We start from the raw sequence: 24,294 nt of genomic DNA on the forward strand, positions 1-24,294 counted from the left end.
GTCAGATGTGCTCTCAATACTAAAACAGCGCATTCGATATTATGCTTATTATCAGCACTATTTTGCGTATTAGTCAAGATGCTCATCTAAAGCGTTTACTCAATCAGACCAATATTTGTGCACATGGTCTAACATACGCCAATTCAATCCTAACGACATTCTAGCAATATACAACTCATAATGCTGAACTCTTCGGGCTCTTGTTAATAATTATTTTTAGACCAGTTTTTTGGCTTTAAAAAAATCATAACAGCAGTAATGCAAAGGCTATGCCAATGTATTGACACTCCAACTCTAGATATAGTTGTAAGCAGATATAATTATCAATATTTACAGTGATTTATACGATTAATATCGTTAGATATTAATTAATTCTCATCTAGTTCAGTTTTAGAATAGCACTTAATTAGAGCACCAGTTGAGAACTAAAAGCACTAAATTGGTGCAAATTAAAATATATTTATCGTTATAATGCTATTTATTAGTGCGCCGTTAATAGCTGAATTAATAACACTATCCCTGCTCAAACTATTTTCATTATCGACAAAATAATAAAAAATATGTTTTTACTTGGTGCTTACTTAGATAGCCTATACCCTACATTTGATAGAAAACAAAATAGTGGTAAGATAACCGCGCGCAATAACGCCCTCTGTTATAGTCATAGCTGCTTGTCTTTGACAATCAAGTGACTCGATAACAGTGAGAACCAATTTTATGTTAAAAATATAATAAAACTGATAAGTTGAAGCCTTAATGATTTTGATGATCGATAATTACGATAGCTTTACGTACAATATCGTACAGTACTTCGGTGAGCTAAAGCAGGACATCACTGTCTGGCGTAATGATCAAGTCAGCATTGAGCAGATTAAAGCCCTTGCACCTGATGTCATTGTGATTGGCCCAGGTCCGTGCGATCCTGACCGTGCAGGTATTTCGCTGCAAGCCATTGAGACATTTAAAGGGATTATTCCTATACTGGGTATTTGCTTGGGTCATCAAGCTATCGGTCAAGCCTTTGGCGGTCAAGTGGTCAAAGCTGGCGAAGTCATGCATGGCCGTTTATCAGCTATCTATCACAACGAGCAAGGTGTGTTTGCTGGCTTACCTAACCCGTCACAGGTTACGCGTTATCATTCACTCGTCATTGATAAGACAAGCCTACCAGACTGCCTTGAGCTCACTGCATGGACACAGAATGCTGATGGTAGTATTGAGGAAATCATGGGTATTCGCCATAAGGATTTTGCTGTAGAAGGTGTCCAGTTCCATCCTGAGTCAATATTGAGCGAAGCAGGTTATCAATTGCTCAATAACTTTTTACAGACTCATGGCTTGGCTACTCTGACATCCGATGAGCTACCGCAAGTTGGCTAGATTTGACTAAAAATACCTTGGTAAAAAATGCTGCTTTCATAAGCCTATGCCAAATTTCACACAGATTCATATAAAAAATAATAGTAAGTGAGACCATAATGAGTACGACAAAAATAGAAGAAACGCACACGCCAGAGAGTATTGCAAAATTGTCTGACGAGCAAACACATCAATTGCTAACCATAGCTTTGGGTAGAATATTTCAACACATCGATTTAACCTTTGATGAAATGTATCAAGTGATGCTGATTATCATGCAAGGTAGATGCAGCGACGCTATGATGGGCGCTATCTTGACGGGGCTGCGAATGAAGGGCGAATCCATTGACGAGATTACTGCATCTGCCAGTGCCATGCGTGCACTAGCTGCCAATATTGAACCAAAGAACTGTGATTATTTGGTAGATATCGTTGGTACTGGCGGTGATGGTGCTAACTTGTTCAATGTCTCAACTGCATCGGCGTTGGTTGTTGCGGCAGCTGGTGCACAAGTTGCTAAGCATGGCAATCGCGGCGTCTCGACCAAATCTGGTAGCTCAGACTTACTTGAGCAAGCAGGTATCAGTCTTGCGCTCACTCCAGAGCAAGCAAAAGACTGTATCGAAAACCAAGGTATCGGGTTTTTATTTGCACCCAATCATCACAGCGCCATGCGTTATGCCAACCCTGTACGCCGTGAATTAAAAGCGCGTACCATCTTTAATATTTTGGGCCCATTGACCAATCCTGCTGGCACGCCAAACTTAGTCATCGGTGTATTTACCGCGCAGTTATGTGAGCCGATTGCTAAGGTGATGAAAAACTTAGGCGCACGTCATGTCATGGTAGTAGGCGCAAAAGATGGTCTTGATGAAATTAGTCTTGCGACTTCGACCACAGTCGCTGAGCTAAAAGATGGCGAGATATCAGTCTATGACATGATGCCAGAAGATGCGGGTATCGAGTCCCAAACTCTTATCGGCCTCGATGTCGACTCTCCAGCACAAAGTTTAGAGCTGATTCGTGCTGCGCTATCTGGAGCCGACACTCATGACCGCGCCGTACTTAAAGCACGTGATATGATTGCGCTAAATGCAGGTGCCGCGATATACACCGCAGGACTTGCCAGCAACTACCCTAACGGTGTTAGCCGAGCACAAAAAATTATTCAAAATGGCGATGCTTTACTCAAACTTGAGTCTTTAGCCAACTATACCCAACAGCTAGTCGCTCAAGGTTAATCTATACGCATTTATATACTGTCTATAGTCAAAGAAATTTAAAAAGGATAACAGGCAGCCGACCGCAGATTGTACAAGTCGTACATCTAGGAAGGGAAACGCCGTAGCCATTTAGTAGTTATTAATAGTTCTCTGACTATATTTACATTTAACAATATTCGGATACCAGTATGACCACAACCCATTCAGACATACCATCAGTGCTACAGCGCATTGTCGCCACCAAAGTAGAAGAATTAAAAGCCGCTCGCGAAGCATTGTCTCTAGAGGACTTGCAAGCACAGGTCGCAGCTGATGATAAACCGCGTCGAGGTTTTGCTGCGGCGCTACGTGCTGCTGGCACTAAAGAAAATGGTATCGGTATCATTGCTGAGATTAAAAAAGCCTCACCGTCTAAAGGCATTATCAATCATAACTTTACCCCTGCTCTATTTGCGCAGCAGTATGAGCAAGCGGGCGCTAGTTGTCTGTCTGTATTGACCGACCGTGATTACTTTCAGGGCAATGACAGCTATCTTATTCAGGCGGCTAATACTTCAAGCTTACCGATATTACGCAAAGACTTTATGATTGATGTCTATCAAATTTATCAATCCTACCTAATGGGCGCTGACTGCATCCTACTCATTATGGCTTGCTTAGATGATGCCCAAGTACAAGAGTTACATGCATTAAGTATAGAGCTTGGTATGGACGTATTGATAGAAGTACATACCCAATCTGAGCTTGAGCGTGCGCTACAATTGCCACGTTCAGTACACAATATCTACGGTATCAATAACCGTGATTTAAATACCTTCGATGTTGACCTGCAAAACACGCTTGATCTTAAGAATATTTTAAACGACGCACTTGCTACTGATAGTGCTGAGCAAAAACCACTTATCGTGACCGAAAGTGGTATTCATAGCAGTGATGATATTCGTCTCATGTTAAATAATGAGATTCAGCACTTTTTGATCGGTGAGCAATTTATGAAAACTGATCATCCAGGGCAAGCGTTACAATCCTTACTTGCGGGCGTCGCAGCAGACGGGTAAAGTAACTCAATAATTTATGTTTCAATAAATGCTCGATAGCTTGAACAATGTCTGCGCTATAGACATTGTTCAATCAACCATTCATCAATCAACGATACGTTAACTTTTATGTCAAACTCTCTGTTTTCAAAAGAAATGCAAGACCAGCTTAAAGAACTCAAAGGCCAGCTGAGCAAAGGCCGTGATACCAATTCACCTGAAGGTGAGAATCAAAAGCCAACTGAGCCGGTGTCGCTACCGACTCAAAAGCAAGTAAAAAAGACAGTCAAGCAGCTAGATAGTGAACATATCGATGACGATAAAGTTCTGTTTATGCAAGCCATGCACGGTGTCAATCAGCTAGAAGACAAAAATGTCCGCTCACCTGCCAGTGCAACTAAGGCAGGCAAACCTGATGCAGCGACACTATCAAAACGTGCGGCGGCTCAAGGTAGTGAAGCCAGTGATCTAGGTGCAGGCTTGTCAGATATGCAAGCACTACTGAACCCTGTTGCTGCTGAAGCTTATTTGTCTTATAAGCAGCCTACACTGCAAAATAAAATCTTTGATCAGCTCAAAAAAGGCAAGCTGCGTTGGTATGATGCGGTAGATATCCATGGCTGTACAATAGAAGAAGCTCGCGAAGCGATGACTCAACTATTGAGCCAAGCCAAGCAGAAAAACGAAACCATGGTAAAAATTGTCCATGGTAAAGGTAGCGAAGCGATTCTAAAAACCTGTATCAATGGCTGGTTACGTCAATTGCCAGAAGTACTAGCGTTTTGCTCTGCGCCACCAAAAGATGGTGGTAACGGTGCTGTACTAGTACTACTTAAAAAACCTAAAGCAGATGGCGAATAGGTCTACTGTTAGTGATATGGTACTACATAAAAAGGACTGCTTATTTGCAGTCCTTTTTTTATCGCTTACTAATGGTTTAGACATAGACTATAACGATGTGTACTTTAATGAATGCTCTCTTTAATGTACATTCCATTTAATGTTAGCTTCTCATTCTGCATTAATATATTGACTTGAGCTCCTTCTAATTAGCAAAGCGAAATCACTATGACCATACAGACTATTGAAAACACCAACGAACTAGAACAGCAGATTGCTGCATTAATTACCATTGAACCAAGGTTCGCCCCTGTCCATAAGCAGGTAGGCACCCCTAACCTTAGGCATAATGCAGGTGGGTTTGAGCAGTTGATGAGAGCGATGGTCGGTCAGCAGTTATCAGTAGCTGCCGCTGCCAGCATTTGGAAACGGTTGGTTGATGCAGAATTAATTACACCGCAAGCGATACGTGAAGCGACAGACGATAGTTTGAAGACGCAGGGATTGTCCAAGCAGAAAACTCGTTATGTACGCTCTTTAGTGGATCATGATATAGACTTTGCAGCATTGGAAACCTTACCAAATGAAGAAGTCATAGCAAATTTAACAGCTGTGACAGGCATTGGGCGTTGGACAGCTGAGATGTATTTACTATTTTCGCTAAAACGTGCAGACATACTTGCAGTCGATGATTTGGCCATTAAAGTTGCAGCCATGGAGTTGTTAGGCTTAGCAGAGCGCCCAACACCCAAGCAACTTAAAGACCTAACTCAGCATTGGTCACCTCATCGCAGCGCTGCCAGTCTATTGCTTTGGTCGTGCTACAGCTCATTACGTGATAAAACCGCAGTACCTTTATAGCTAATTGAGCAAAAATAGCACTAATATTACTAAACGCCATTCGGGATAAAAAAGTCTCTTTTAAGGCTGGTTCCATATAGAAAAGCCAGATTTGTTTTTAGTGTGCTTAAACTTACTTTTTCTTAGCATATGACTTTTATGCTTTAGTGCCTTAAGCGCACCACTTCTGCTGACGGTCGCCATAGAGAATTTGTGGTGACTTGCAACATCATTTTTAGTCTTGTCGCTATCTTTACGAATATTAATGCCATCGTCGTTGTAATCTTTCCTGTATACGCTTGTGTTTACTTCCTTGTTATCAGACACTTCATTATTAGCAGAGTTACTACTATTATCTGATTCATTTCCTTCTGCTGATTCATCAGTGCTACTTCCCACATGATGTTCAAGCTCCGTTTGATTAACAATCAACTGCTGAGTCGGCAATGCATGTTCTACTTTATATTTCGCGACTTTCTTTAATATATCGACAAACAAAGCGTTTTGTTTGTCATAGAACTCAATGATACCAATAGCATTCACATAAGCTTGCAACTGAATAACATAGCAATCTTGGCGCAGCTCCAAAATATTGACCTGATTCCATTCTTGATTGGTCAAATCATGCTCTTTTATAAATTCATCCAAGTCATTAACCATTTTAAATATTACGTCAAGATCAGCGGTACGCTTAATATATAAGTAATGGAAGAAACGAAACATATCGCGAGAGGTAAAGTTTTCGATCTGCATCGATGAAAAATCACCATTTGGTACCGTAACAATCGTCCGCGACAAGGTCCGTACACGCGATGAGCGAATACCAATGTCGATAACTGTGCCTTCGTAAGTACCGAATTTACAGTAATCACCGATACGTACAGGTGAGTCTGCCACCACTACAACACTACCAACTAGGTTTTCGATCGTCTTTTGCGCACCAAGGGCTAATGCTAAACCACCCACACCCAGTGCCGCAATACCAGTGGTCAAATCAAAACCCAAATTGCCAAAAATGACAATCACTGCAAATATCAGGAGTAGCGCTTTGACAACCTTGCGCAGCAGTCCCAAAATTGAGACACGCTCAGTATAGTTTTTCTTGTAGCTTAGATTTACCGCTCGGGTAAATATCGCATCGATTACTCGCAATAGTAGCCAAGTCAGCGCCAACCAAGAAGCAATATCCGTAAAGCGATTGACTGGCTCACGTAGTGTCACCGATACGCCTGCATAAACCATCACCTCTGATAGTATCAATGCCATAATGACCACAGAAAGTGGCAATATTACCTTATTAGGTAACGGTAATGGCGTACCACGCAAATACGGATAAACAATCCTTAATAAGTGGTATAGCAACCATACCGCGACATAAGTGAGTACAAAGCTAGTCACAATCATGGTGAGCGCGGCGACCAAATCAGCTAGTTGATAGCCGAAAAGCTTTTTGCCATCTAAAGAGTCAACCGTATAGCGCGAGACTAAGGTCGGCTCAGTATTTTCTATCACTTCTGGTACTGAGGTCAGCGTATCGCTAGAGAACTGCCAATATTGTTCGTTTTGTTTTGAGACTACCCTTTCTAGCAATAGCGGAACACTTCGCTCGCCGATATTAATCACACCGACATTTTCTTGGCTCGGTGGCAGTTGGTCAGTTAGATTACCCTCAGGTGAATTGCTAATCTGTAGATCCGGCTGAAAACGCCCTCCGGCATCCAGTGCTTGTTTAAACTGTCGCACAACGGTCGTTGGGTTATCGGACTTTGATAAGTTGAGATAATTACTTGCCAGCAAATAATCATTTTCACCCAGCGCACTGATAAACCCTTGTACCGTATGACGCGGCGTATCTCGGCCAAACGAATCAGGCAATGGCGTACTTACTGTCTCTCCACTACTGTCATTACCCACTCCAAGCGCACCAGCCTCGACAGCATAAGCATTATTTGGCAAGGCGATACTCAACAGCATAGTCAGTAATAGCATCGCGACTATAAATGGCATTTTAGTAATAGCAGAGAATAAATTAGGCGAAGAACTGGGAGTCAGATTATGCTTGATAGACAAAACAAACCTCTTAGTTTAAAAATGGCATGATAGATTGACAGGTGACGTCCATACTATAGTAACAATTATTTATGACAGCAGTGCTTTTGATTACGCAATTTTGTAGCTAACTGTATTGGTATTTGGTTTCTTACTCTATGTGCATTTCTAATAATAAGTATTTCTAAAGACAGCTTTCTCCTATAAAACTAAGAAGATGCTAATGAAATATTTAGGTAAATTAATTTTCAATAGACTATTTAGTAAGCTAACATGAATGACATTCAGCCTAACCTGAATAAACATTAGGTTAAAGTAGTTTATAAAGCAGAACGATTTGTAGATAATGAGCGCAGTTTTGCTTATATACTGTTTTTTGTAACTTTTGACCCCTTTTACGTCATAATAGTTACCTCTCATTTCTGCATTTTTAACTTGATTACTTTGGAATCGACTATGTCTGTATCACGTGCATCTTCACGTACCTATCTTCGTTTAAGTATTTTGAGCGCGCTTGGCTTACTTGCAGTAAATACCGCAATGGCAGCTACCTCTGAAAATACTTCCATCAACGATAGTAACCTACCACAAGTTGAGCTTGATAAAATCGTCGTGACAGCCACTCGTACACCTACTAAGACAAGTAATGTAATTGCGCAAACACGAGTAATTAATAAGGAAGAGTTACAACGTTATCAAGGTCAAACCGTAACAGATGTATTAAAGAATCAACCGGGCATCAACATTACTCAAAGTGGTGGTATGGGAAGTGTTAGTAACTTTTACATGCGCGGTTACGATAGCAAGCAGATACTTGTACTTATTGATGGCATCCGCTATAGCTCTATTTCTTTAGGCACGCCAGCATTAAACTTACTTTCTGCTGATCAAATTGACCGTATCGAAATACTATATGGTGCATCAGGCTCTAGTATATATGGCTCTGACGCTATGGGCGGTGTCATTCAAATATTTACCAAAGGCTCTAACATCGAGCAAAACAACGTTTCAGTCACGGCGGGAGCAGGGTCTCACAACCTCTATAACTTGGGAGTAAATGGTCAATTTACCAATCAAGATACAACGCTTAGCTTAGGCATTAGTCATACTGATACTGATGGTTTCAATGCTGTCGAAACTGGAAGCAATTTCAATCCAGATGACGATGGATTTAATATGACTTCCGCAAGCCTTGCTGTGACAAAAAAAATCGCACCTAATGTAAAAGCAGGTCTAAGCGCTTTATACAACAAATCAACGTCTGAATTTGATGGTTTTGCTGATTGGACAACTGGAGCTGTACATCCTGATGCTCATAGTGATCAGAAAAATGGTTCAGCAACATCATTTATTGAACACGCTAACGATCTTGCTACTACTAAGCTAAGCTATGGTCGTAGTATCGATGAAATCTCTACTTATGAAGATGGTAATGATTTAAATAACAGCACTGTTTTTGATACTGAGCAAGACCATGCACGTTTAGAGAGCCAAATTAAAGCAGGTGATGGTCATGCGATTTTGGGACTTGAACACCTAAAGCAAAAGATAGACTCTACTACTGAATACGATGTCGATAGCCGCACTATAAAAAGTGCTTTTATCGGCTATCAATTAGCCGACACGTATTACGACTTGCAAGCTAATTACCGTGTTGATGATAATTCCCAATATGGCAATGAAAGCACCTACAATATAGGTGCTGCTATACGTCCGTTAAAAGGTGTACGTATTGGTACAAGTTATGCCACAGGGTTTCGTGCTCCTACGTTTAACGATTTATACTTCCCAGGCTATGAAAACCCAAACTTAAAACCTGAAACCACTAAGAACACCGAAATATTCGTGGAGTATGTCACTGATAATCAGCTATCACGACTTACTGGTTACCATACTGATGCAGAAAACTTAATAGCATCTGGGGAAAATATCGGAGAAGCAAAGATCAAAGGCTTAAGTTTAACGTCAGATTGGCAAATCAATTCTTTCTTATTTGGCTTTGGATATAATTATTTAGACGCAGAAGATAGAAACCCTATAAAACCTGCATTTGGTGAGCCTACTTACGGTAATTACCTCGTTTACCGCCCTAAAAATAGCGGTTCAATTTATGTAGGCTATCAACAGCCAAAGTTTGATGTGCGGTTAGAAGCTAAGTATACCGACGAAAGATTTTCCGACGCGGCGAATACGACTAAGTTAGATGATTACACCTTACTAAACTTAAGTGGCTCTGTTTACATTACACCTAATCTTCGTGCTAACTTGCGCGTTGACAATCTCACTGACGAAGATTACACGTTATCTAATCAGTTCGGCACAGAATACAGCACTGACGGCACTAACTACTTTACCTCTCTAACTTACAACTGGTACTAAGCTGACTTAGCACTATAAAACTCTAGCGCTTGTTTAAATATAAAAGGTCATCTACAGGTGGCCTTTTTTTATACCTATGAAAAATATACAGGTGCTTATGCCATGATTGCTTATCATTTATCTCAGTCAATAGGTGACAATTAACCACTCATCTATTACAATAACGACCTCCGAGAGGTGTTGCGCCATAACAGTGATTTACTGCATTAACATTCTATAGTTATGCAATCACAGGTTATGTTAGGCTCGGTTAACTGTCGAAAGACCATGTTTTTGGTCGCTCACAGCGCAAACAACGGCACCTGCGTTTTTATTCTTTTTATCATTCGTTAACCACTGATAGGAGCATATTATGGACGCAGTGTCTACTACACCATCTGCCCATACGATCGACCCCTCTTTCACTGACTATAAAGTCGCTGATATCAGCCTTGCTGATTACGGCCGCCGTGAAATCACCCTTGCTGAAGCCGAAATGCCTGCCCTAATGGGCTTGCGTCGCCGCTACGAAGCAGACCAGCCGCTTAAAGGCGCGAAAATCGCTGGCTGTATCCACATGACCATTCAGACTGCCGTACTTATCGAGACACTAGTCGCGCTAGGTGCTGAAGTACGCTGGACATCATGTAACATCTTCTCAACTCAAGACCATGCTGCTGCTGCAATTGCTGCTGCTGGTATCTCTGTTTATGCTTGGAAAGGCGAAACAGAAGAAGAGTATGAATGGTGCCTACGTCAGCAAGTACATGTTGGCGGCGAAGCGTCAGGCCAACTTTGGGATGCTAACTTAATCTTGGATGACGGCGGTGACTTAACTGCTTTGATTCACAGCGATTATGCAGAGCTTCTTGATAACATCCATGGTATCTCAGAAGAGACCACCACTGGCGTTCATCGCTTGGTTGAAATGCTTGGTAAAGGTACGCTTAAAGTACCAGCTATCAACGTCAACGATGCGGTTACCAAGTCTAAAAACGATAACAAATATGGCTGTCGTCATAGCTTAAACGATGCTATTAAACGCGCCACCGATATGTTCCTTGCTGGTCGCCGCGCTTTGGTTATCGGTTATGGCGATGTAGGTAAAGGTTCTACACAAAGCTTACGCCAAGAAGGCATGATTGTACGTGTTTCAGAAGTTGACCCTATTTGTGCTATGCAAGCATGTATGGACGGTTTTGAAGTCTTATCACCATACATCGATGGTGACAACACTGGCGGCGCAGACAACATCAACAAACGCTTGCTTGAAGACACTGACATGATCGTCACGACCACTGGTAACTACCATGTTTGTGATAGACATATGCTAGCAGCTCTTAAGCCTGGTGCTGTGGTATGTAACATCGGTCACTTTGATACCGAAATCGACACTCAGTTTATGCGTGATAACTGGCGCTGGGTTGAGATCAAGCCACAAGTTCATCAAATCTTCCGCTCAGACGATGAGAACGATTATTTGATCTTGCTTGCTGAAGGTCGCCTAGTAAACCTAGGTAACGCAACTGGTCACCCATCACGCGTTATGGACGGCTCATTTGCCAACCAAGTATTGGCTCAAATGTATCTGTTCGAAGAAAAATTCGCTGACCTGCCAGCTGACCAACGTACTGACAACCTATACGTAAAAGTATTGCCTAAGAAGTTAGACGAAGAAGTGGCCGCTGCGATGGTTGCAGGCTTTAACGGTACGCTAACTAAGCTGACCCAAAAGCAAGCTGAGTATTTGGGTGTGCCAGTTGAAGGTCCATTCAAGCCTGACGCTTATAAATACTAAAAGGAGCCTGACTGTGAGTAAGCCTGCTTTCTCCTTTGAGTTCTTTCCTGCAAAGACCGAGCAAGGTCACGAAAAGCTTCTCAGCACTTATGATGAGCTTAATAAGTTGTCACCAGCTTATTTTTCGGTAACTTATGGTGCGGGCGGTTCAACCCGTAGCCGCACCTTAGATATCGTACAGGCACTAAGTACGCGTGGTACCACTGAAATCGCGCCGCACATGTCTTGTATTGGTGATGATAAAAGTGAAATCGCTGAATTGCTCGAGTATTATAAGACTTTAGGTATTAGACGTTTAGTAGCGCTACGCGGCGACTTGCCATCAGGTCAGGTGGGCATGGGTGAACTACCATTTGCGGTAGATTTGGTAAAGTACATTCGTGAGCATTCAGGTGATCACTTCCATATCGAAGTGGCCTCCTACCCTGAAATGCACCCACAAGCGCGTAGCTTTGAGTTTGATATCGATAATCTGGTAAATAAATACCAAGCTGGTGCCAATGCGTCGATTACCCAGTTTTTCTACAACGCTGACAGCTATCTGTACTTGCGTGATAAGTTAGAGAAACGCGGTATTGATACAGTAGCTCAGCCTTTGGTCGCTGGTATCATGCCAATTACCAATTCGAGCAATCTCTTGCGTTTTGCTGATAGTTGTGGTGCTGATATTCCGCGCTATGTACGTAAGCAGTTGACGGATTTTGGTGATGATCGTAAAGCTATTCGTGAGTTTGGCTTTGATGTGGTTTATCGCTTGTGTGAACGTTTGATTGCCGAGGGCGTACCTGCCATGCATTTTTATAGCATGAACAAAGTTGAGCCAAACAAACGCTTAGTAGAAGCATTGGGATTGACTGCTTAAATTTGTAAGCATTCTAAAATATCCCTTCATCATTCCTGAATACATTATCAATGACTGGCGCTTCTAGGAGCGCCAGTTTTTTATTGTCAAAATTTTGACCAATAACTCTTTACAGTTTTATTCATACACTTTATCTTATTTGATTTTTAAAAATTTCTTCACTATGTAATAATGCTGCTCTAAAAATAATTTCCTTTATTAAGAAAAATTCTCATAAAACAAATGTCATTAATTGTCTCAAGTGATATTCTATAGATCTAATAATAACTATACTCAATCAAATAATAGGAATAAGACCACGTGCGACGTTTTTTTTATGCCGTTAACAACGACAATGCTGATGCCTCATCACTACCTAAATTGAATGAGCTACCGCTAGGTAGCAATGTCGAATTACCCGATAGTGTTGTCCATCACTGGTGCCGTGTACTACGAGCCAATATTGGTGATCAAGGAATTTTGTTCGATGGATTTGGCGGCGAATATACAGTAGAGCTACAGGCAATCAGTAAAAAAAATGCCACTGCTACTTTGCTTACACATATAGACGACGATCGTACGCCGCCTACTATCACTCAGATTGGCTTAGTAATGAGCCGCGGTGAGCGTATGGATTATGCTATTCAAAAAGCAACTGAGCTTGGGGTGACTGCCATTCAGTTGCTCAGCAGCCACCATGGTGAAGTCACATTAAAACCTGCTCAAGTTGAAAAGAAACTGGCGCATTGGCAACAAGTAGCAATAGCCGCTTGTGAACAATGCGGTCTTAATCGTCCACCTCTTATTCTTGCGCCACAATCTATCAACGAATGGCTAAGCAATACCAATTCTGATACTAAGACTAATGAGGCTAAGACTACTGACATTACGAAGGCGCAAATGGCCGTCAGTTCTATCGTTTCTGTGCTTAGTCATGATCCTTACTACCAAGTATTAGCAAACGCTGCAGATCTGTGTGTGCAGATGAGCGTACCAGCAGCAGGACAGCCTGCCATGCCTAACGCTCTATCTGATACTCTCAAACAACAGACCCCTTATATCAAACTGTTGATCGGGCCTGAGGGTGGTCTGAGTCAAGATGAATGTCAGCAAGCGGAGAGTGTTGGCTTTAAGCCTTGGCAAATCGGCACAAGAGTCTTGCGTACCGAGACTGCACCAGTGGTAGCGTTAGCTACTTTACATGCCTTAAGCACCTAGTAAAAACTGATAAGTACTAGTATGACTATCGTAGTTTTTATCTTTTATGCTTATAGTCAAAAATAATGTCTGTTCTGTATCGTGCATAGTAAAACGCGATGCCAACTCAATGTTAATAAATTGATAATACAGTTCTTATTTTTATAAGCCCTTATCTTTTGTGAGCCACTATTATGAGCAATTTTGACACTATTCCAGTATCAATCAAGCAGCAGTTGATGAGTACGCTATGTGAACAGCTTGAAGACGCCATATTTGTATTAGATGATAATTTACGTTATTTAGCGGTCAATGCCAGTTATGAGCTTATGATTGGCTACAAAGAAGAGTTCTTGGTTGGTCGGCCACTTGGTATTTATGCTGCTGAGTTTTTATCAGAAGCAGAGCAGCTGATCTTAAAAGACATCAGTAAAAACCTAGACAGTCATGGATTTTACGAACTTGATTTTTCGATGATCAATCGTTATGGCGAACCTATTGATTGTCATGTCACTTATCGCAAGATTTATGTCGAGCAAACAGCCTACCATGTGGGTATGTTACGTGACATGTCATCCGTTATCAAAGACCAAAAACAGGTCGCGCATTTACTCAACTATGATCAGCTTACGGGGCTTCCTAACCGTAAGGTATTTTTAAGTCAGACAAGTGACATGCTATTAGATAGTTACCAAGAGGTTGTCCTTGTACGCTTAAACATTGATCGCTATCGTAATCTTGCCAGCCTACTAGGGCCTGATGGTGCCAATGACTTAATAAAAAACTTTGTAGAAGAAGTCGAGAAGCTCAAGCTGCATAATTTACGCTCTTTTTCTCACTTTGGTGGTGATGATTTTGCGCTACTGTTTGAGGTTAAAGATGCCAATATGGTACGTCATCAATTAGACACACTTATGCAAATGTGTGAACGCCCCTTCTCTACTGATAAGAGCCATGCGACAGATGCAAATATCTATTACCATATTTCTGTGGGTGTCAGCTGTTTTCCAAAAGATGATAACGAAGTAACCGGTTTATTGACCAAAGCAGAAAAAGCATTGGACTATGTCAAGCAGCACGGTGGCGATGATATTCGCTGGTACGATGAGACTATTGAAAGCGCCACCGCTGGTAGTTTAGAGCTAGAGTCTGAGCTTAGAACGGCTACCACTGAAGGTCAATTCGTTCCTTATTATCAGCCAAAGTTCTCATTAGAGACTGGGGCTATCACAGGTTTTGAAGCATTGGTACGTTGGCAACACCCTACTCGCGGATTGCTCAAACCTGTTCATTTTATCAATGCCATTATCGCGCACAAGCTCTCCTTTGATTTATTTTCGCAACTGGCTATTAAAATCGTCAAACAACTCTCCGTTTGGCAACAGCAAGGGTTTCATCAACACGTCTGTATCAACGCTGATGCCGCAGAATTTAGCCACCCTGACTTCTTTGATATGGTCAGCACACTACTTACAGAGAATGACGTTGCTGCCCATCAGTTGCATATCGAAGTGACCGAGTCGTCTTTGATTCAGCGTCATGACAATGTAAAAAAACAGCTTAACTCGCTCAGAGAGCTTGGCGTACGTCTAGCGCTCGATGATTTCGGTACTGGTTATGCATCATTGAGCTACTTACAAGAATACCCATTTGATTTTATCAAGATTGATAAGAGCTTTATCTCCAATATTGAAACCGATCGTACCCAGCACGCGATTGTAAAAGCCATTTTAGACTTAGCAGTCGCTTTAGACATGCAAGTCGTTGCTGAAGGTATCGAAACTGAGCAGCAGCGTGATGTGTTGTTAGATATGGGTTGCAAAATTGGTCAGGGCTATTGGTTTAGCAAACCCGTGGCTGCTGATGTTGCCACTGCGATGCTGATTAAACAAAACTGTTCTGAGTAAACGCTAAGCTATTCGCTATAACTTATTAACCATAAGCTACTATGTTCAGACTCCTAGCATACGATCATGTTTAATGTTTATCACGGTTTATCGCGTTTATATCTGTGAAATAACTTACAGGCTCGGTTCTACCAAATAGTGTTGTAATTTATACCGATGCGTTTGTCTTTATGGCGAACGCTATTTTTTTGGCTGTCATTTTTTCATGTTAATACTGGTCGTATAAAGGACTATCTGTCTTAGTAACGTTAGAGTTTTCATATGCTTAATGCTACTGTTTCCTAGTGCCTAACGTCGATTGCATAACCGATGCAAGATAGGTTCATGACTTATCAGTCCTGTCACCAAACTTGTATAATCACCTATGAAAGCCTATCTTTTATAGTGAATTTGTTAGAGCACATTTAATCTCTCATTGACTCTGACAATCACCACTCTTTTCAACACTATTTTATGTAATCGATAGCATGGTTGACCTGCTTTACTGTTTATCCTTTATTTAGATTTTCAGATTGGCTAGGTAAGAATAACGCACTAGAGGATAGTGCGACCATATACTCATTATTGGCTATGATCGGTTACATTCCAAAAAGGACAGGAAGTTATGCAATACAAAGCGCCCTTACGTGATATCCAATTCGTTATGCATGAACTACTCGATAGTGAAAGCCACTACAAAACTTTGCCTGCGTTCCAAGAAGCTGACCGCGAGCTAATGGACAGCCTATTTGAAATGGCTGCAAGCTTTGCTGAAAACGAACTGTCGCCATTGAACCAAAGCGGTGATGCTGAAGGCTGTAAGTTTGACAATGGTAAGGTCACTACGCCAAAAGGCTTTAAAGAAGCTTATGACGCGTATTGTGAGCTTGGCTTCCCTGCTTTGTCTGCTGAAGAAGATTTCGGCGGCCAAAACATGCCGTTCTCATTGTCTACTGTCATCAATGAAATGGTTGGTACGGCTAACTGGTCATTCTCTATGTACCCTGGTCTATCACATGGTGCTATTCAAACCATCGAGCATCATGGTACTGACGAGCAAAAACAAACCTATTTAGAGAAAATGGTCACTGGCGAATGGTCAGGCACCATGTGTCTTACTGAAGCGCATGCGGGTTCTGACTTGGGTATTATCCGTACCAAAGCTGAGCCTAAAGAAGATGGTAGCTATAGCATCACGGGGCAAAAGATTTTCATCTCTGCTGGTGAGCATGACCTAACCGGTAACATCATCCACATTGTATTGGCTCGTCTACCAGGCGCGCCTGCTGGTACCAAAGGTATCTCCCTGTTTATCGTTCCTAAAATGACGGTCAACGCAGATGGTAGCGTTGGCGAAAGCAACAATGTCGTTTGTGGCTCTATCGAACACAAAATGGGTATCAAAGCCTCTGCAACTTGTGTCATGAACTTCGATGGCGCAACGGGCTACTTGATTGGACCTGAAAACCGCGGCCTACAGTGTATGTTCACCTTTATGAACGTGGCACGTATCGGTACTGCTGTGCAAGGTTTGACTGCAGCAGAGTATGCATTCCAAGGCTCATTGACTTATGCAAAAGACCGCTTAGCGATGCGCTCGTTATCAGGTACGAAAGCACCAGAGAAAGCGGCTGATCCTATCATCGTACATCCAGCTGTTCGTAACATGCTATTGACGGAAAAAGCCTTTGCTGAAGGCGGTCGTGCGCTAGTTTATTATCTCTCACATTTTGCAGATACCGTCGCAAAAGGCGAAGGCGAAGAGTTGAAGTTTGCTGATCAAATGTTGTCACTACTGACACCAATTGCTAAAGCGTTCTTGACTGAAACAGGTCTAGAAGCTGCCAACCATGGTATTCAGGTTTATGGTGGTCATGGTTTCGTTAGCGAATGGGGTATGGAGCAGAACGTACGTGATACACGCATTTCTTGCTTATACGAAGGTACCACAGAGATTCAAGCGCTTGACTTGTTAGGTCGTAAAGTCTTGGGTTCACAAGGTAAGCTACTTGCTAACTTTGTAAACGTTATCCAAGAATTCTGTGAAGAAAACAAAGAAAACGATGAAATGGGTCAGTTTATTCGCCCACTTGCGAAACATCTCAAAGAATGGGGCGATTTGACTGCACGCATTGGCATGCAAGCAACTGAAACGCCAGATGCTGTCGGCGGCGCTGCAGTAGACTATATGTATTTCAGCGGTTATGTGACCCTAGCCTACTTATGGGCGCGTATGGCACTGGTTGCTCAGACTGCTATCGCAAACGGTACTGGCGAAAAAGCATTCTATGACGCTAAAGTTAAAACGGCTCAGTTCTACTTTGCTAAGCTATTGCCACGTACTACTACGCACGTACAGCGTATCAGCACTGGTGTGGAGCCATACATGAGCATGGACGTTGATCAGTTTGCCTTTTAATTAAAGCGCTAAACTTCGTAATCGTATAGTCCTGAGCGGCAACATACTTCGGTGTGTTGCCGCTTTGTTTTTCAGATGCTTATGACGACTATCAACATAGTTTTGACTATAGCAACTGTCTATAAGTACCGACCTGTCTACCTTCTCACATTATAGTTATCAGTGAGGTGTCTATAAGCACTTCAATAGCAGCTGCTAACTTTTGGTGTACGCACAATTCACGAAGAAATACACTCGCTCACAAGCTTATTTGTTAAACTTTGATTATTAATCGCTAAGGTTATACCAAAAGAACAGTTGATAATCTTAACAACTTCAATTTTAATTATTTGAACCAAAGGAATGTTTATGGCTGTTTATAATGCCCCTCTTAATGACATGCGCTTTATCTTAAATGACGTATTCAAAGCGCCAGAGTTTTGGCAAAACAACGAAAACTTGGCTCATGTCGACATGGAAACTGTCGATATGATTTTAGAAGAAATGGGAAAACTGTCAAAAAACATTCTACTTCCTATTAACCGTAGCGGTGATGAAGAAGGCGCAACTTTCGAAGGTGATGGCGTTGTCACTACGCCGACAGGATTCAAAGAAGCCTATAAGCAATATGCTGAATCAGGCTGGGTTGGCTTAAGCGGTAATGCTGAATACGGCGGTCAGGGCTTCCCTAAAATGGTTACCATGCTCACCGAAGAGATGGTTTTCACTGCCAACCAATCATTTGCCCTATATCCAAACCTAACAGTCGGTGCGACGCTTTGTTTAAATGCAGCTGGCTCTGAAGAGCAAAAGCAAACTTATCTAGAAAAAATGTACAACGGCGAATGGGCGGGCACTATGTGCTTGACAGAGCCGCATGCTGGTACTGATTTGGGTATTATCAAAACCAAAGCCGTGCCTAATGATGACGGTAGCTATGATATTTCTGGTACCAAAATCTTTATCACTGGTGGTGAGCATGACCTTACTGACAATATCATTCATTTGGTATTGGCAAAAACACCTAATGCACCAGAAGGTTCAAAAGGTATCTCACTATTTGTCGTACCAAAATTCTTGGTCAATGCAGATGGTAGCTTAGGCGAGCGCAATACGTTAGCTGTCGGTTCTATCGAACACAAAATGGGTATCAAAGCCTCTGCGACTTGTGTCATGAACTTTGATAACGCTAAAGGCTGGATGGTTGGCGCGGAAAACACTGGTCTATCATCAATGTTCATCATGATGAACTACGAGCGTGTCACTATGGGCTTGCAAGGCCTTGGTGGTTCTGAGCTTGCCTATCAAAATGCAGCGTTATATGCCAATGACCGCGGTCAAGGCCGTAGCGATACCCAGCTACAAAGCCCAGAAAAACCTGCTGATGCTATTATTCACCATGCTGACGTCCGTCGTATGCTATTGAATGCTAAAGTAAATACTGAAGCGTCGCGCTGTTTTGCGATGTACGTTGCCAAAAATCTTGATGAAGAGAAGTTTAGTACCGATCCTGAGTCAGCCAAAGCGGCGGCAGCTCGTGTTGCCCTACTGACACCGGTTGCTAAAGCGTTCCTGACTGATAAAGCACTAGAAGCAACTGTTGATTGTCAGCAAGTCTTTGGTGGTCATGGCTATATCCGCGAATGGGGTATGGAGCAGATCGTTCGTGATACACGTATTGCACAGATTTATGAAGGCACCAACGGTATTCAAGCGCTTGACTTGTTAGGTCGTAAAGTTGCTCGTAACAACGGCAAGTACGTCACTCATTTCTTAGGTGAGATTCGTGACTTTGTTAACAACATGCAAGCAGACCACGCTATCAAACAAGCTACGTTAAATGCAGCAGATACCATCGAAGAGCTAACCACCACTGTGCTTAACAATATCGGCGAACGCAAAAACGAAATCAATGGCTGTGCGGTTGACTACATGCATGCGTTTGGCTACCTCGCCTACTCGTACATGTTTGCGTTGATGGTAGAAGCCGCTAATGGCAAAGAAGGCGAGTTTTATACTAATAAAGCCAAGCTTGCTGACTATTTCGTCGGTCGTGTCTTACCACGTATCGATGCTCATGCACAAATGGTCAAAGCTGGTAGTGACCCAATGATGAACTTTGATCTTGCTTATTTCGACGTTCCTGCAAGCTAAGTTAGCTTTAAAACTAACCTAAAATACCTTGATTAAAAGGACAGTCGTGTTACTGTCCTTTTTTTTGTCAAAATAACTGCTAACAAAATAATTCAATATCAATTGGCAGTTCCGATTAAAATAACGCAAGACAAGATGTCGCTCGACTACAATTGAACGATTGGTAAACATTACTCAACCACTTATACCGACTTAAATAATAAAAACGATTGAAACAACCATGATAAAGGGTGCGACGTGTCAGAATTAAAACGCATTTTACAACAGATTACTGCCTTGAGCGACGTGCCAGATCCTGCGGTACTCAAACGCTTGATTGATGAGCTGCGAGTCAGTGATAAAGAACCTGCATTGGCCAACGAAAAAATTCAATCCCTTATTGATATCATACATCAGCATCCAGAATATGGAGATGGGCTGTCTAGTTTTGTGCTAAAACTGATTATCCAATATCGACAAATTGCGCTGTATACCGATACTGGCATTATGTCCGATCAAGGGTTTTTTAACAGTTTACGCCGTTTAATAGGCCATCGGTTTCTACCATTATTACCACAAGATGACTCTGTCGTTGAACTGGTGGGCTACTTATTTAATAAACGCTCTGATGAACGCTGGCTGGCCAATATCGAAAAGGAAAAATGGGACAAACTGGTTGAGCTAGTTCGCGTAGAAGAGAAACATTTAAACCTAGTCGCTACCGCAAAAAACAGTATTTTAAACGCCATTATCATTTTATCTTATCGCATCAGCGGTATCGGCTTGCATCCTGATTTGATGGAGTCGTATCCGCAGATACTGAATTATTCCGCGTCTTTTGTTGCACAAAATCAAGAAGCCGTACTCTTCGTTAATCAATATCGTCAAGCACATGAGCTTGATACCTTGACAGATATTACGCCTGAGCAAGCAGTCGATCCCGCACCTCTATTGGTTATGCTTGAACAGTGCGAAGATATCGTCGCTACCGTACGCAAGCGAATTTATAAAACTGGTATTTCTATCCGTTTGACCAATATGATGCTGCGTTTAGATCAAAGCTTGCAGCGTATGCGGATTTTGACTGAGTTGGTCACAGACGATAATCAGAAACGAGATCGCGCTGTTATTGAACTGATACAGGCGCTCATTACTACGGCCAATCAGCGCTATAGTATTGGTTATTTGATTGATAACAATACCAAACTGCTCTCTCGCAAAGTCACAGAAAATGCCAGCCGCGTCGGTGAGCATTATATTAGTACCGATAAAGCTGGTTATCAAAAGATGCTTAAAAAAGCCTCTATTGGTGGCTTTATCATTGCATTTATGGCAACTATAAAAATACTGGCGTACCACTTAGCGCTCGCACCCATGGGACGCGCGTTCATCAACAGTATGATCTATGGTTTGGGCTTCGTATTTATTCATGTTATTCGCGGCACAGTCGCGACCAAGCAGCCAGCCATGACCGCTGCTGCAATCGCTTCTACTATTTCTGAAGGCTCTGGTAAAAAATCACATCAGTTGACTAAGCTATCAGAATTGGTCGTCGATATCTTGCGTACCCAGTTTATCGCTATCATGGGTAATGTCATGTTGGCCGTACCCGTCGCCTTGATCATATCTTTTGCTTGGTTGCAATATACTGGCGCGCCAATGATTGACACTGAGAAAGCAGGACACCTGCTACATGATCTTGACCCCTTTCACTCATTAGCACTTCCCCATGCTGCCATTGCTGGGGTTTATCTGTTCTTATCTGGTTTGATTGCCGGTTACTACGACAACTTGGCAGTTTATAACAACGTAGGCGCACGTATACAACGTCACAGATTGTTGAAATACATATTGCCTAGCTCATGGCTTCAGCGTTTAGGCGGCTTTATAGAAGCCAATTTGGGCGCTATCATGGGTAACTTCTTGTTCGGGGTGTTCTTAGGTAGTACCGCGACTATCGGCTATATCTTCGGCTTACCAATTGATATTCGTCACATTGCCTTTGCTTCAGCAAACTTGGCACACGGACTATTCAACATATCTGCTGATGACATCAGCTGGAGCCTCATTCTAATTTCTATACTTGGTGTGGCACTTATTGGTCTGGTCAACTTAATCGTTAGCTTTTCACTGGCACTGTTTGTCGCCCTACGTTCTAAAGAAGTTCGATTTTTTGAATGGAGTCGCCTCACAAAACTGGTATTTGGCCATATTATTAGCCATCCGTCTGACTTTTTCTGGCCACGTGATAAGCCAATGAAATATGCGCGCATCGATAGTCAGGGTCACATGATATTTGATGATACTTCAGCACAAAAAAATGGCAAATCTATACCAAGTAATTATGTAGTAAGGCGTCTGTCTGATGTCAGGATATTGCCTGAATCTAAACATGCTGATGCTCAACATTCCCAGACCAACACCGACATCAACTATGAAAAGCAGCCGACAGATGAGCATACGCAGCCGTACAGCTCTCCTGAAAAGATCATGGATTTGGACGATGGTTTAGTCGATGACGAACTAAACAGTGTTCCTTATACCGATGATATCCAATACGACAAGACCACCAAAACGATAAGTACGATTGATAACGATGTTGTTAGTGATGAGCCACACCATACTGACTCTGATGATAAGCAAACTGGTGACGCAAAAACACCTTTACCAAAACCTAAAAAACCACCAAAGCTGCCTAGTTAAATAGGTAGTTGCGGTGGGTTTTTGCTCGATCGTCTGTTGATGTTAGAATTATTTGTCATAACGCCCGTTATGGGAAGAAGTGCGGTTCCCTAGTGAGTGTTGGGCTGTAGTCCAAATTCTTTCAATAGGTATAGATGTTCTAATTTATGACACGCCCGAGTTTATCTACATCAGCGGCCATTTTAGGTATTCGATGTTCACCTTCCATTTCACTGACCATCTCTTTCGCCATTGTAATGTTTATACCAATACTGGTGACATATAGAGGGCGCTTACTTATCCCTCGCCAAACAGCATAGTCTTTAGTAATGTCATAGAAATGGTTTTTAGCAATACCGATGATAGGCTTTTTATTAGCAAGATTATCGTATAAATACTTACCCAATCCTGCTTTACTAACACCATCCAAAAATACATAGCCGTCTATGATAATCACATCAAAAGGCTCTTTGATTTGGTTGATCAAGGCCAGTAAGCAAGGCATTTCTCGTTTATAGAACTGACCTGGCTCATAAGGCGCAATGTCATTAACTTCTACAATATGCTCGCTTAGAACACGGGATTGCTCAATGCCTTCAAAGCGAATACCTGCAACAGTTGCTGTAATTGCATCGATTTCTTGGCTTTCTTTATAATGTACGTCTAGAATTAGGAAAATCAATTTATTACTACCTCAAAATGTGGATGAGTTGCTTTTAATGCGTTAACTTTATCCATTTCTTTTTGATCAAAAGTATCTTTTCCAGCAAGCTGGCTATTTTTCAATTCTAACCTCTTCAAGTATGGGAGGTTAATTTTATCATTGAAAGAAATTAAGGTATCAAGATGTTCAATATCTAATACCAAGATAGACTCTGTCTCAGCAAGAGATTTATTCAATATCCATTCTCTAACTAATGACTCATTAATATCATCGCTAAGCCAAATTCTGAACCAATTGCTATTCATTTTCAATGTCTTGTAGTTCTCTAGCAATTCAAAATATTTAGGTAGAGAAAAAGGACATTTAAGATAGTCTTTTTCTTGGATTTCATTACCAGCAGCACCAAACCCTGTCACTCTATCGGTTCTAAAGTTATTACTTACGAAAATATGCTTCAGTCTTTTATTACTATCTCTCTCGTCATACTTCCTATAAGAAAAGCTTCCAGAGTCTGTGCTTTCTTCTAAGGAAAAACATTCCGTATATACGTAGCTCCCACTCTCATAATCAGCATAATTTAATTCAAATTCATAAGGGTCTTCTTTATTTTCATACCATAATATTGAATTAAAAGTTTGTCCTTTTTCATCTGTGTATGTTTCACTTTTACATATACCATTGAAGAAAGTATAAGATATACCATGATATGGTTCACCCATGTAACGTTGCGGAATCATCCCACAACCATAGTCGTCTTCATCTATATTCCAGAAATCACTACAGTCTATTTGTGGATATGAAATAGGCTTATATTGGCAAATAGGCGTATAAAGTTTGGTTATTACACCATCTGCGACCTCGAAAACTTCTATTAAATAATTTTCTTTATCAAAAAATAAAATTCCAGTGTAAAGTTGATGCTGGTAATACCATCGGCCATCTAGTTCAGTCAATAGCGTTGATTTGAGTCGTTTCATTGCTTTATCCAT

Annotated in this window: 16 protein-coding genes; 13 read left to right on the forward strand and 3 right to left on the reverse strand. The window is 41.7% G+C overall.

Annotated features, from left to right (window positions below):
* The first annotated feature begins 756 nt into the window (after positions 1-756).
* The 5 genes from ABFV72_RS08000 to ABFV72_RS08020 all read left to right on the forward strand — a co-directional run bounded on the left by ABFV72_RS08000 (position 757) and on the right by ABFV72_RS08020 (position 5,320).
* On the forward strand, positions 757-1,380 hold the full coding sequence (locus ABFV72_RS08000; RefSeq protein ID WP_347163103.1) for an anthranilate synthase component II: 624 nt from the start codon (positions 757-759) through the stop codon (positions 1,378-1,380).
* A 98-nt stretch (positions 1,381-1,478) separates the two neighbouring features.
* Positions 1,479-2,600, forward strand: coding sequence for an anthranilate phosphoribosyltransferase (gene trpD, locus ABFV72_RS08005; RefSeq protein ID WP_347163104.1), 1,122 nt, complete (start codon positions 1,479-1,481; stop codon positions 2,598-2,600).
* 170 nt (positions 2,601-2,770) lie between these two features.
* Positions 2,771-3,640 (forward strand): indole-3-glycerol phosphate synthase TrpC, encoded by an 870-nt coding sequence (gene trpC, locus ABFV72_RS08010; protein ID WP_347163105.1) that lies wholly within the window; start codon positions 2,771-2,773, stop codon positions 3,638-3,640.
* A 108-nt stretch (positions 3,641-3,748) separates the two neighbouring features.
* A complete protein-coding gene (locus ABFV72_RS08015) occupies positions 3,749-4,480 on the forward strand; it encodes a Smr/MutS family protein (protein WP_179798976.1) in 732 nt (243 codons plus the stop codon).
* Between the two features lie 207 nt (positions 4,481-4,687).
* Entirely contained in the window at positions 4,688-5,320 is a 633-nt protein-coding gene (locus ABFV72_RS08020; RefSeq protein ID WP_347163106.1) for a DNA-3-methyladenine glycosylase family protein, read from the forward strand.
* A 60-nt stretch (positions 5,321-5,380) separates the two neighbouring features.
* Here ABFV72_RS08020 and ABFV72_RS08025 read toward each other — a convergent pair whose 3' ends face one another.
* Positions 5,381-7,306 carry a mechanosensitive ion channel family protein gene (locus ABFV72_RS08025; protein WP_431192091.1) on the reverse strand — a complete coding sequence of 642 codons (1,926 nt, stop codon included), beginning with the start codon at positions 7,304-7,306 and terminating at the stop codon, positions 5,381-5,383.
* Positions 7,307-7,804: 498 nt separating this feature from the next.
* On the opposite strand from ABFV72_RS08025, the gene ABFV72_RS08030 reads away from it, so the two are divergent.
* The 8 genes from ABFV72_RS08030 (at position 7,805) to ABFV72_RS08065 (ending at position 22,662) form a co-directional block, all read left to right on the forward strand.
* Positions 7,805-9,727, forward strand: coding sequence for a TonB-dependent receptor plug domain-containing protein (locus ABFV72_RS08030; RefSeq protein ID WP_347163108.1), 1,923 nt, complete (start codon positions 7,805-7,807; stop codon positions 9,725-9,727).
* Between the two features lie 352 nt (positions 9,728-10,079).
* Positions 10,080-11,504, forward strand: a complete 1,425-nt coding sequence (gene ahcY, locus ABFV72_RS08035) for an adenosylhomocysteinase (RefSeq protein WP_347163109.1) — start codon at positions 10,080-10,082, stop codon at positions 11,502-11,504.
* Positions 11,505-11,517: 13 nt separating this feature from the next.
* Positions 11,518-12,366, forward strand: coding sequence for a methylenetetrahydrofolate reductase [NAD(P)H] (metF, locus tag ABFV72_RS08040; RefSeq protein ID WP_057760372.1), 849 nt, complete (start codon positions 11,518-11,520; stop codon positions 12,364-12,366).
* Between the two features lie 300 nt (positions 12,367-12,666).
* On the forward strand, positions 12,667-13,563 hold the full coding sequence (locus tag ABFV72_RS08045) for a 16S rRNA (uracil(1498)-N(3))-methyltransferase (RefSeq protein WP_347163110.1): 897 nt from the start codon (positions 12,667-12,669) through the stop codon (positions 13,561-13,563).
* A 173-nt stretch (positions 13,564-13,736) separates the two neighbouring features.
* Positions 13,737-15,449, forward strand: coding sequence for a putative bifunctional diguanylate cyclase/phosphodiesterase (locus ABFV72_RS08050; RefSeq protein WP_347163111.1), 1,713 nt, complete (start codon positions 13,737-13,739; stop codon positions 15,447-15,449).
* A 604-nt stretch (positions 15,450-16,053) separates the two neighbouring features.
* A complete protein-coding gene (locus ABFV72_RS08055) occupies positions 16,054-17,847 on the forward strand; it encodes an acyl-CoA dehydrogenase C-terminal domain-containing protein (RefSeq protein ID WP_101204980.1) in 1,794 nt (597 codons plus the stop codon).
* A gap of 348 nt (positions 17,848-18,195) precedes the next feature.
* Positions 18,196-19,980, forward strand: coding sequence for an acyl-CoA dehydrogenase C-terminal domain-containing protein (locus ABFV72_RS08060; protein WP_102092994.1), 1,785 nt, complete (start codon positions 18,196-18,198; stop codon positions 19,978-19,980).
* A 237-nt stretch (positions 19,981-20,217) separates the two neighbouring features.
* Positions 20,218-22,662 carry a site-specific recombinase gene (locus tag ABFV72_RS08065; protein ID WP_347163112.1) on the forward strand — a complete coding sequence of 815 codons (2,445 nt, stop codon included), beginning with the start codon at positions 20,218-20,220 and terminating at the stop codon, positions 22,660-22,662.
* 139 nt (positions 22,663-22,801) lie between these two features.
* On the opposite strand, the gene ABFV72_RS08070 is transcribed toward ABFV72_RS08065, so the two are convergent.
* Positions 22,802-23,323: an endonuclease V gene (locus ABFV72_RS08070; protein WP_347163113.1), complete on the reverse strand. Its 522-nt coding sequence runs from the start codon at positions 23,321-23,323 to the stop codon at positions 22,802-22,804.
* Positions 23,320-24,282 carry a hypothetical protein gene (locus ABFV72_RS08075; protein ID WP_347163114.1) on the reverse strand — a complete coding sequence of 321 codons (963 nt, stop codon included), beginning with the start codon at positions 24,280-24,282 and terminating at the stop codon, positions 23,320-23,322. Before ABFV72_RS08075 ends, ABFV72_RS08070 begins: the two co-directional genes overlap by 4 nt.
* Between the last annotated feature and the right edge of the window lie 12 nt (positions 24,283-24,294).

Origin of the sequence: Psychrobacter proteolyticus (assembly GCF_039762275.1) — a bacterium.
Lineage (GTDB): Bacteria > Pseudomonadota > Gammaproteobacteria > Pseudomonadales > Moraxellaceae > Psychrobacter > Psychrobacter proteolyticus_C.